Here is a 10,844-nt window from a genome sequence, read left to right on the forward strand (position 1 = left end):
GCACGTGTGCAACATCTGTTCTTGGCGTGCAATACAACCGATGTCTCATTGCTTTTATTGCCGGGGTGTACCATGAACGACAGTTTGATTCACTGCTGTCGAGAGGACGGATAACTTGGTTCGACGTGGCTCGCATCCGCGACTTTCGGTGATCCTTGTGGTAGAAGGTTCGCCCAGCTATGCGATGCGTGCGCTCGAGAGTATCCAGAACCAAGACCTCTACGATTTGCAGATTGTCGTTGTCTGCCGCGATGCTGCGCCCGGTGTGCGACATTCGCTTCAAGTTGCTGCCGACAGGGACATCCATATTGATTTGATTGACGTCGAGGACGCGAAGCGCGGCGCTTGTCTTCGTGCCGGTTTTGCTGCCTCGCGCGGCTCTCAAATCATCGCTATGAACGCCGATGAGTGGTTTGCTCCGCAGTCCCTTTCCAAGATGGTCGATATCGCGTGCGATACTACGGCAGACATAGTGCTCCCCACGGTGTCGCTCGACCGCTATGATGCACATCGAGAGCGCCATTCGCGCGTCTTGGATGCTGCTCATATTTCCATTGATAGCAAATCTTCGATGGTGGCCGGGCTGCCTCAGTTGATTTTAGGCGGCCTAGTCGTTCAGACCTCTGGCGTGATGTACACCCGCTCGCTGTTTGAGGCATGCCTTTTGTGCGACAAGGTGTTTCGCACAGTTGGGTTTATGGCATGCGCGCTTTCGCAGACACGATGCGTGTCCGGCTGCGGCGATGCTTGTTTCCACGCGGCGGCACCTAAGCTTACAGATGCCTTTGATCCCACCATGTATGCCAAGGTATCCGATGACACCCGAGCGCTCGACGAGCTTGCGGACTCACTCTCGGAAGCAGATAGCGGTGGTCGGCTCAAGCTGGCAAGCCAAAAGTTCTACTTTGCCGGTCTGGTCGCCTGCATCGAGAATTTGTGTCTGAGCCCGCATGGGGTGTCGTCAATCGAGCGTTCCGCCCGCATGCGTGATATGCTCGATGCGCCTCGAACCCGTCAGATGGTCGCCGCGCTCAAGGATAACCATCGGGGGCTCGGTCTGTTGTTTGGGCCGATCGCCAGCGCCAAGCCCGCGCGCTGCGTGATGTGTACGCATCTGGCAGCTTTTCTTAACCGGACGGGCGCAAAAACCGCCTAAACGGCTCATTTCGAAACAAACTTGCATAGAATTGTTTCGAAATGCGTTCTTATACACAAAAGCCTTCAAATAGCGTTAAACTATTCAATCACTGATTGATTGTCTCCGCCATCTTTTGGAGAGAGGGTTTGTATGGCTAAAAAACGCAATGGGCGCCAGGATGCCATTAGAGATATTGTGCGCAATAAGGACGTCCGCACGCAGCGCGTGCTGGTCGATGAGCTCCGCGCTATGGGCTTTGATTGCACGCAGGCGACTGTCTCTCGCGATATTGCCGATATGGGGCTGCGTAAGCTCCCTGAGGGCATCTATGTTCTGGCAGAGGACCTGCACCTGCAGCGTATGGTTTCCGAGCTCGTAACGGGCGTTCTGCGCACCGATAATCTGGTTATGATCAAGGCTCAGCCTGGCACGGCTTCCGGCATCGCCGCCGCCGTTGATGCGGCAGAGCTGCCCGATGTGCTTGGCTCGCTTGCCGGCAACGATACGATTTTGGTTATTGCCCAGACGGCCGAGGACGGCGAGCGTCTTGAGGCGCTGATCAATAAGCTGAGCAATTCTCGCAAGTAGGCGTGCGGGTCGTGCGCTCGGCACCGTGCGTGCTGACATAGTGGCTTGTAAGGGGTATCGACGTTGGTCGGTGCCCCCTTTTTTTGTCTGCCGGTATAAAGACCGCCCATCAGGTCGCTTTAAACTAAAAAGGCCCCCGAGCAGTTCAATAGGCTGCTCGGGGGCCTTGTTGCTTATGGCCGGATGATTTCTAGCCGACCGTATCGTCAGGCGTGGGCGAGGGGTCGGGAGTGGGCGTAGGCGTAGGCGTAGGCGTAGGCGTGCCGCCATCGCCGCCGGTCGAACCACCAGTGGAGCCGCCCGTCGAGCCACCGGTCGTACCGGTGCCGCCGGTGGTGTCGTCGCCCGTGGTCTCGGTGGTCGTGGTCGTCGTGGTAGTCGTTGTGGTGGTTTCCTCTTCGTCCTCGTTCTCGTCCTTGTCGTCGTTCTCCGTCTTCTTGGAGTTGTTGGTGCCGTAGAACTTCCAGACGCTGTTGTTCTTGTAGGTGGGCGCCGTTCCGGTCGCAAACTCCTCGCGCTCGGTACCGGTCAGAACGGTGTTCATAAACCGCTTAAAGACAGGCAGGTTGGTGCTGTCGCCCAGCAGGTCTGTGCCGTATTTTTGGATGGGGATCTCGCCCGCGGAATAGCCGGTCCACAGGGCGCACGCCAGCTGCGGGGTATAGCCGCAGAACCACAGGTTGGTGGTGTTGTCGGTGGTGCCCGTCTTGCCGGCATAGGGCTGGTTGACGCTCAGGGCACCGGCAGCACCCGTACCGCCGCCCTGCATGACGCCGGACAGAACATCGGTGACCGCGGCGGCCTCGCCCTCGGTAAGCACCTGTGAGGGATTGTCGGTGTGCTGGTACAGCACCGAACCGGTACGAGAGTCAATCTCGGTGATGGCGATCGGCTGGCGATAGTAGCCGCCGTTGGCAAACGTCGCGTAGGCGGCGGCCATCTCGAGCGGCGAGATCGAGCCGGTGCCGAGCGTCATGACGGGAACGTCCTCGATGTTGTCCTTGGCGGGGTCGATGCCGAGCTTTTTGACGAGCGAGATGATCTTGCTGTTGCCGACGGCTTCCGCCACCTGGATGTAGCCGGTGTTGGAGGAGTATGCCGTCGCCTGCTTAAGCGTGATGTTGCCATAGCTATGGTTGGCGTAGTTTTGGACCTCGGTCGTGGTGCCCTTGGCCTTGAGCGGTGAGTTGCAGTTGAGGGTGACGTTGGGGTTCATGCCGTTTTGGATGGCAGTTGCCAGTGTAAAGGCCTTAAAGGTGGAGCCGACGGGACGCTTGGCCGTGGCATGGTTTACGTGGTTCTCGTCGGCGTTGTAGTCGTAGCCGCCCACCATGCACTTGATGTAGCCGGTCTTGGGATCGACGACGACCATGCCCATGTCCAGGCCGTCGAGCGAGAGCGTGTCGAGCTGCTCGCGAACGGCATTCTCTGCCACCTGCTGCATCGTGGGGTCGATGGTGGTCTTGACGGTCAGGCCGCCCTTAAAGAGCACGTCGGTCGAGAACTCCTGCTCCAGCAGCTGCTTAACATAGGCGACAAAGTAGGGCTGCGAGTATACGTCGACGCCGCTGCCCGAAATCTCGGTCACGTTGAGGGTGATGGGCTCGGCCTGTGCGGCATCGTGTTCCTCCTGCGTGATGTGGCCCAGGCGCAACATGTTGTCGAGGACCTTGTTGCGACGGGACAGCGCTAGGTCGGGGTTGACCGTGGGGTCGTACTGCGAGGGCGAGTTGGGAAGGCCGATCAACAGCGCGGCCTCGCTCAGGGTGAGGTCTGCGGCGCTCTTGGACAGGTAGGTCTCGGCGGCGGCCTCAATACCGTAGGCGCCGTGACCGTAATAGATGGTGTTGAGGTACATCATGAGGATCTCGTCTTTGGAGTACATATCCTCCATCTTGACGGCGATGTAGGCCTCGCGCACTTTACGCTCGATGGTCGAGTCGAACTGCTCCTCCTGCAGGATGGTGTTGCGCACCAGCTGCTGGGTGATAGTCGAGGCGCCTTCGTGTCCGCCGCCGAGGGTTGCCACCGCAGCACGCGCGATACCCCACAGGTCGATACCGCCGTGCTCGTAGAAGCGCTCGTCCTCGACGTCAACGGTGCCCTGCAGCACGTAGGGGGAGACCTCGTCCTTGGTGATGGACTTGCGGTTTTGCGTGTAGAAGCTCGCGATCTTGTTGCCGTTGCAGTCGACGATCTCGGTGGGCTCGCTCACCAGATACGCGTTGGCGTCGGTGTAGTCGGGCAGATCGGACAGCCAGCGGTTGACGTTGCCGACCATGCCGATGCCAAATGCCACGCCCGCAATCAGCAGAAAGCCCAAAAACGAGAGCAGGATTATGGGCAGGGCATGCGTCTTTGAACGGCTGCGTCCCTGTCGTTGGCGAGGACCCATATATTGACCTCCAGGTATGTCGTGCCCGACGGCGGATGTGTCGTCGAGGCAGGATGGACATAAGTTATTACACGATAAACCAAACGGGGCGCGCGAGGCCTCGTGTATGCTGGAAGACGGCATTTTTCAGAGTGAATGCATACCTTGGTAAGGAGTTTGCCGATGGCGATTCGGGCGATGGGGCCGAGCGGACAATACGAGACTGGATTGGATGCTGCCGGTGCGGCGCTGCCCGAGCTGCTGGCGCCGGCGGGCGGGCTCGACCAGATGCTTGCGGCCATCGCCGCGGGTGCCGATGCCATCTATGCGGGGTTGGGCGGCTTTAACGCCCGCGTGAGCGCGCATGGTTTTACGGATGACGAGTTTGCGCGCGGCTGCGCCGTGGCGCATGCCCATGGCGTGCGCGTGTACGTGACGCTCAACGTGTTCGTGTTTGACGATGAGTTGTCCGACGCGGTGGCGTTGGGAGTTCATGCACTGGAGCTGGGCGCCGATGCTCTGATTGTAGCCGATGCCGGGTTGGCCTGCGCGCTGCGCGCGGCGATTCCCGGGGTCGAGATTCACCTGTCCACGCAGGCGGGCGTTCATAGCGAAGGCGCCGTGCGACTTGCCGCCGATGAGCTGGGGGTCGAGCGCGTGACGACGGCACGCGAGCTGGCGGTCGACGAGATTGCGGCGCTATGTGCCACGGGCGTGCCCATCGAGGTATTCTGCCACGGTGCGATTTGCATCGGTTATTCGGGGGCGTGCGAGTTCTCGGCCCTGCGGCGTGGGCGCTCTGCGATGCGCGGCGACTGCACGCAGCCGTGCCGTCTGGTGTACGACCTGGTGGACGAGGCGGGACAGAGCGTTGTCGCCTTCGAGGGAGATCGCTTACTGTGCCCGCGCGACTATCTGGGTATTGCGCATCTGCCCGAGCTTGTAGATGCCGGCGTGGCGTCGCTCAAGATCGAGGGGCGCATGAAGAACCCCGATTACGTATTCAACGTGGTGCGGGTGTGGCGCCGGGCGCTCGATATGCTGTGCGACGGCGCGTGGGACCCCGGTGCCGTGGAAGAGCTTGAACGCGAGCTGGGCCGGTCGTTCAACCGCGGGTTTACCGACGCGTATCTGCAGGGGCGTTCGGGCGCCGAGCTTATGAGCTTTGAGCGTGCGATCAACCAAGGTGTGCGCGTGGGACGCCTGGTGGCCGTTGGCCACGAGGAAGTGACCGTCGAGCTCGATGCCGCCGTGGCGGCGGGTGACACGCTCGAGATTCGGTTCTATCCGGGTGCCGACGCGCGTCCCGATGTGCCCAAGCGCTGGCCGCAGGTGCCCTGCCCGGTGGATGCCGCAGCGGGGGAGCGCGTCGTCGTGCATTGCAAGCGTAAGGTGGACGCGGGCTGCGAGGTGTACCTGATTCGCAGCGCCGGCGTGTTGGATCAGACGGCGGCGGTGTTGGAGCGCATGCGGGCCGAGGCGGATGCGATTGCGCCCGTTGCGCGTGCCGTTGAGGTGCTGCCCTTTGAGGACGTTGCGGTGGATGGCGGTGCGTCGACGGAGTTGGTGGAGTGCGCGGTTCCCGCTCGCATGGTTTTTGCTTGGCAGCTGATGGATGCCGACCCGCGCGGAGAACTCGATTTGTCCGACGCCGTTGTGGTGCTTGACGAGGTGTGCCGCACGGGTGACGCTGGCCGGACCCGCTCACTGATGCAGCGTGCCGGGCGCGTCGTCTGCCGCAACCTGGGACAGGTGGTGATCGCTCGCGAGCTAGGCGTGACGTTTGACGTGGCGGCGCCGGTGTTCTGCGCGAATCGGGCCACGCTTGCCTGGCTGCGCGGACTCGGTGCGGGGCGGGTGTACTTGCCGGCCGAGTTGCTCGGCAATGATGCGGGGCGTATTGCCGAACTGACGGCCGAACCAGGTGTTCTGGGCCCTGTCGACGCCGACCGTCCCGAGCTTATGGTGTGCGAGCACTGCCTGCTGACCGCCGAGGGCGTCTGCGCTACCGATGCGACGGGACAGGTTCGTTGCCGCGACTGCTCGCGCCGTCAGCAAACGCGCTATTTAGTTGAACGTGACGGTACGCGTCTGCCGGTCGCCGTTGACGCGTGCGGCAGGACGAGGATTTTCCTGTCGTAGGTGCCGCGTCGCGTCAGTTTGTTATCATATGAGAGTTTATGGACTTCCAGCACCGCCGTATCCGGTGAGGGTGCTATAGCAAAAGGAGGATACCCAATGCTGTCTGTTGACGAGCAAATGCGTATCATCACCTCGGGCGCTGCCCAAATCGTTCCCGAGGCCGACCTTCGCAAGAAGCTTGAGAAGGGCGAGCCCCTCAACATCAAGCTCGGCGTCGACCCCACCAGCCCCGACCTGCACCTGGGCCACGCCGTGCCGCTGCGCAAGATGCGCCAGTTCCAGGACCTGGGCCACAACGTTACCCTTATCATCGGCAACGGCACCGCGCTGATCGGCGACCCCTCGGGCAAGAATTCCACCCGTCCGCAGCTTTCGCAGGAGCAGATTGAGGCCAATGCCGAGACCTATGTGAGCCAGGCCATGAAGATCCTGGATCCCGAGAAGACCACCATCGTGCACAACGGTGACTGGATCTTGTCGATGGATCTGGCCGGTCTGCTGCAGGTGTGCTCCAAGTTCACCGTCGCCCGCATTCTTGAGCGCGATGACTTTACCAAGCGCTACCAGTCTCAGACGCCGATCGCCCTGCATGAGTTCCTGTATCCCGTGATGCAGGCTTTCGACTCCGTGCAGATCAAGGCCGACGTGGAGATGGGCGGCACCGATCAGCTCTTCAACCTGCTCGCCGGCCGCGAGCTCATGGAGAAGATGGGTATGGAGCCGCAGATTGCGCTCACCATGCCACTGCTTGAGGGCACCGACGGTGTGCGCAAGATGTCCAAGTCCTATGGTAACTACATCGGCCTGACCGACGCTCCCAAGGATATGTTTGGCAAGACCATGTCCATCCCCGACGAGATGATCGGCAAGTACTATCGTCTGGCCAGCTCGCTCACCCCGGCCGAGGTCGACAAGATCGACGCCGCCCTGGCCGATGGTTCTGCCGACCCCTACGAGCTCAAGCGCGCTCTGGGTCGCGACCTGTGCGACACCTACCACGGCGCCGGCGCCGGCGACGAGGCTCAGGCCGAGTTCGACCGCGTATTCAAGGAGGGCCAGCTCGCCGACTTCCCCGAGAAGCACGTTGAGCTGACCGTCAACGACGAGGGCCAGATCTACCTCGCCGGCCTGCTCAAGGATTTGGGTCTTTCGGCGAGCGCCGGCCAGGCCCGTCGCGACATCGACGGCGGCGGCGTCAAGATCAACGGCAAGGCCGTGGCTCCCAAGAGCTACAACATCGATCCCAGCGCCCTCAAGCTGGGCGACACCCTCTCCGTGGGCAAGCGCAAGGGCTTCAAGTTGATTTAGTTCCGCCGTTCTAACGAACGGCGGACCGGCCGACGCTGCGCGGGCCGCATTTGGACAATCTGACGTTCAACTTCAAGGGCGCGACCAGAAGGTCAGCGCCCTTTCGTTTCACGTCACCTTGTCTCAAATGCGGCCCGCTCGCTGTCGTTGCCAAAACATCGGCGCTTCCGTTGTTGGCACTTTGGGACGTTCCTTCTGTGCCGGCACTTTGGGACAATCCTTGCCATTAATGCAAAGCAACCTGTCCCCATTGCGTCAAGCGGCGTGTGCCGTTAAGCGGAGAGGCGCATTGTTGACCCATCGTTTGGGCATACAATGGCTATTGGCTTGCTGCGGTGAAGGTTTGTCCGCTCCGCAGCTTTTTCTACGGTTAAAGGAGTATGTATGTCCGTTGAGGTCATGAGGACTGTGATCGACGCTGCCGAGGGCCGCGTGCCCGTCGACACGCTGTTTACCAATGCGCAGATCATCGACGTGTATGGCCAGCGCGTGGCGCCCGGTAGCGTTGCCGTCAAGGACGGTGTGATCGTCGGCGTGCTCTACGATGGTCGCGACGATGCCGCTGGCACCTACGAGGCAACTGAGGTCATCGACTGCCAGGGTCGCTATCTCGCTCCCGGTTTTATTGACGGGCATCTGCATATCGAGTCTTCGAACATCCGTCCCGCCGAGTATGCGCGCATGGCCGCGACGCGCGGTACCACCACCGCCATTGCCGACAGCCACGAGATTGCCAATGTTGCCGGTCTCGACGGCTTGCGCTTTATGATTGAGGATGGCCGCCGCGCACCCATCTCCATCAAGTACATGATGCCTTCGTGCGTGCCCGCGCTGCCCGATGAGCAGGCCGGTGCCGTTATTTCGGCTGCCGATATGCAGGCGTTTTTTGCCGAGCATCCGGGCGATGTCTTTGGTCTGGGCGAGATGATGAACCTGCCGGGCGTCTTTATGGCCGACCCCGAGACCTGTGCTCGCATTGATGCTGCCAACCAGACGCCGTCCAGGCAGGTTGACGGCCATGCGCCGCTCGTTGCCGGTAAGGACCTCAACGCCTATGCCGCAGCGGGCATTATCGCCGACCACGAGTCGACGATTCCCGAGGAGGCGCTCGACAAGCTGTCTCGCGGCATGTACGTGATGCTGCGCGAAGGTACGTGCAGCCATGACCTGGCCAACCTGTCTCCGATGCTGCTGGAGAATCCTGCCCGTGCCCGCCGCTGCTGCTTTGCGACCGACGACCGCGCTCCTTCCGATGCGCTTGCGACCGGCATGATCGACAACGTCTGCCGCGTGGCTATCGAGGCCGGCATCGACCCGGTGGTCGCCATCTCTATGGCGTCCCTTTCCACGGCTGAGGCATTTGGCCTGGACCACGGCTGTCGCGACCCGCATGAGCTCCGTGGCGCGATCGCCCCGGGCAAACGCGCCGACCTGCTGTTGCTCGATGACCTGACGTTTGCCAAGGCTCCGCATCGTGTCTATGCCGCCGGTGCTCTGGTGGCGCAGGACGGCACCTTTGTGGGCGAGATTGCACCCGAGATGGCCGAGGTTGCGGCCCTTGCCGATGAGCTGCGCGCTTCCGTTAAACTGCCGAAGCTATCGCTCGACGTGTTCGACTATGCCTTTAAGCCGGGCGAGGCCGTGATCGACGTGGTGCCGGGTAAGGCCATCACGGGTATGGCTCGCCCCGAGAGTGCCGAGGGCCTGCGCCGCATTATGCTGATCGAGCGCCACGGCCGCGGCGTGTCGCTGCAGGCCGAGGGCGCCGATGGCGACGGCCCCGCTGGCCTGGGCCTGGTCGGCAAGCATATCGGTCGCGGCTGGGTGCGCGGCTTCACCATCACGGGCGGTGCCATCGCCTCGACGATCGGCCACGACTCGCACAACGTGTGCGTGGTGGGCGACAGCGCGGCTGATATGATGGCTGCCGTCGAGGCCGTGGGCCAGGGCGGCCACGTGCTGGTGCGCAACGGCAAGGTCGTGGCGCGTATTCCGCTGGCGCTCGGTGGCCTTATGAGCGAAGGCACGGCCGAGGACGTTGCTGCGCAGCACGACGACTTTATGGTCAAGGCGCGCGCCATGGGTATTGAGCCGCCGCTCGACCCCATCATGGGCATCATCTTCCTGCCCCTGCCGGTCATCCCGACGCTCCGCATCCGCCCCGAGGGCATGTTCGACGTCACAACCTTCACCTACGCCGACTAGTCATCGGGGACGTTCTTAAACGACTAGTCATCGGGGACACTCTTTGGCGGGCTGCCTGACGCCGCGACCGTGAGACCTCTGGCACGCGTGAGCTATTTGCCAGGTCCTTGTAACGTTTATGACTGCGGGGTCTTATTTGAGCTCCCTTTGGGTACGTTGGAATCGGATACACGCTCGATTCCAACAAGCCCGAAGGGAGCTTTTCTATGTTTAAACTGATTGCATCCGATATGGACGGCACGTTGCTTGACGAAAACGGCCAGGTGCCTCCCGAAACCTATGAACTGATCCTGGCGCTACACGAGCATGGCGTGCATTTCGCCGCATCGTCAGGTCGTCGCTACGATCGCCTGTGCGAGTTCTTTGCGCCCGTTCGCGACAAGATGGACTTTGTCGCCGCTAACGGCGCCCAGGTCTACGCCGACGGTAAGATGGTAGACCGTGAGGTGTATTCCCACCTGGCGATTCGAAGGCTCGCCCAGGCCGTCAGGACATTTCCCAATCTGCATCTTGCGCTCTTTGACCGAACCAAGTCCTTCCTGCTCGATGACGAGTGCAAGTTCGTGCGTGAGGTCGATAAGGACCTTCCCAATGCCGAGCGCATTTGGGAGCTGCCCGATCCCAGCGTAAATATCATCAAGGCGAGTATCTTTTGCGATGACTGTGCCGTTATGGACAGTGCCTACGTACTGCAGCGCGAGCTTGGCCAGCTCTTTACCTTTGCGCCTTCTGGAAACGCATGGATCGATGCCATGCAGCCCGGTGTGTCGAAAGCCTCGGGAATCGAGCAGCTCATGGAGCACTATGGCGTCGAACGCGACGAGGTCATGGCGTTTGGCGACTCGATGAACGACTACGAGATCATTCGCTTTGTCGGCACGGGCTGCGCGATGGAAAATGCGCGCCCCGCGCTCAAGGCGGTGGCCGATCGCGTGGTGGGTTGTAACCGCGACCACGCCGTCCAGCAGGAGCTCCGTCGCGTGCTGGAGAGTCTCTCCTAATCCGGCAGATGGGGACGTTCCTTTTAATATGAGCAGGACATTGTCAAGAGGCAAAATCGGGCCTGGCCCCAACGATATGGGGTCAGGC

Annotated in this window: 7 protein-coding genes; 6 read left to right on the top strand and 1 reads right to left on the bottom strand. The window is 61.4% G+C overall.

Annotated features, from left to right (window positions below):
* The first annotated feature begins 115 nt into the window (after positions 1-115).
* Together AB5164_RS03205 and AB5164_RS03210 are read left to right on the top strand one after the other, a co-directional pair.
* Positions 116-1,156, top strand: coding sequence for a glycosyltransferase family 2 protein (locus AB5164_RS03205; RefSeq protein WP_368147793.1), 1,041 nt, complete (start codon positions 116-118; stop codon positions 1,154-1,156).
* Positions 1,157-1,288: 132 nt separating this feature from the next.
* Positions 1,289-1,726 carry an arginine repressor gene (locus tag AB5164_RS03210; RefSeq protein ID WP_006235280.1) on the top strand — a complete coding sequence of 146 codons (438 nt, stop codon included), beginning with the start codon at positions 1,289-1,291 and terminating at the stop codon, positions 1,724-1,726.
* Positions 1,727-1,916: 190 nt separating this feature from the next.
* On the opposite strand, the gene AB5164_RS03215 is transcribed toward AB5164_RS03210, so the two are convergent.
* On the bottom strand, positions 1,917-4,121 hold the full coding sequence (locus AB5164_RS03215; protein WP_368142525.1) for a transglycosylase domain-containing protein: 2,205 nt from the start codon (positions 4,119-4,121) through the stop codon (positions 1,917-1,919).
* A 162-nt stretch (positions 4,122-4,283) separates the two neighbouring features.
* Here AB5164_RS03215 and AB5164_RS03220 point away from each other — a divergent pair, with 162 nt between their 5' ends.
* The 4 genes from AB5164_RS03220 (at position 4,284) to AB5164_RS03235 (ending at position 10,756) form a co-directional block, all read left to right on the top strand.
* Positions 4,284-6,242 carry a U32 family peptidase gene (locus AB5164_RS03220; RefSeq protein WP_368142524.1) on the top strand — a complete coding sequence of 653 codons (1,959 nt, stop codon included), beginning with the start codon at positions 4,284-4,286 and terminating at the stop codon, positions 6,240-6,242.
* 96 nt (positions 6,243-6,338) lie between these two features.
* Positions 6,339-7,550 carry a tyrosine--tRNA ligase gene (tyrS, locus tag AB5164_RS03225; protein ID WP_006235283.1) on the top strand — a complete coding sequence of 404 codons (1,212 nt, stop codon included), beginning with the start codon at positions 6,339-6,341 and terminating at the stop codon, positions 7,548-7,550.
* A 384-nt stretch (positions 7,551-7,934) separates the two neighbouring features.
* Complete coding sequence (locus AB5164_RS03230) at positions 7,935-9,755, top strand: adenine deaminase (protein WP_368142523.1); 1,821 nt, start codon at positions 7,935-7,937, stop codon at positions 9,753-9,755.
* Positions 9,756-9,961: 206 nt separating this feature from the next.
* The gene (locus AB5164_RS03235; protein ID WP_260699748.1) at positions 9,962-10,756 is read left to right on the top strand and encodes an HAD family hydrolase; all 795 of its coding nucleotides are present in this window, start codon (positions 9,962-9,964) and stop codon (positions 10,754-10,756) included.
* Positions 10,757-10,844 lie beyond the last annotated feature (88 nt).

This window comes from Collinsella aerofaciens (genome assembly GCF_040915425.1).
In the GTDB taxonomy this organism is placed as follows: Bacteria; Actinomycetota; Coriobacteriia; order Coriobacteriales; family Coriobacteriaceae; genus Collinsella; species Collinsella aerofaciens_BW.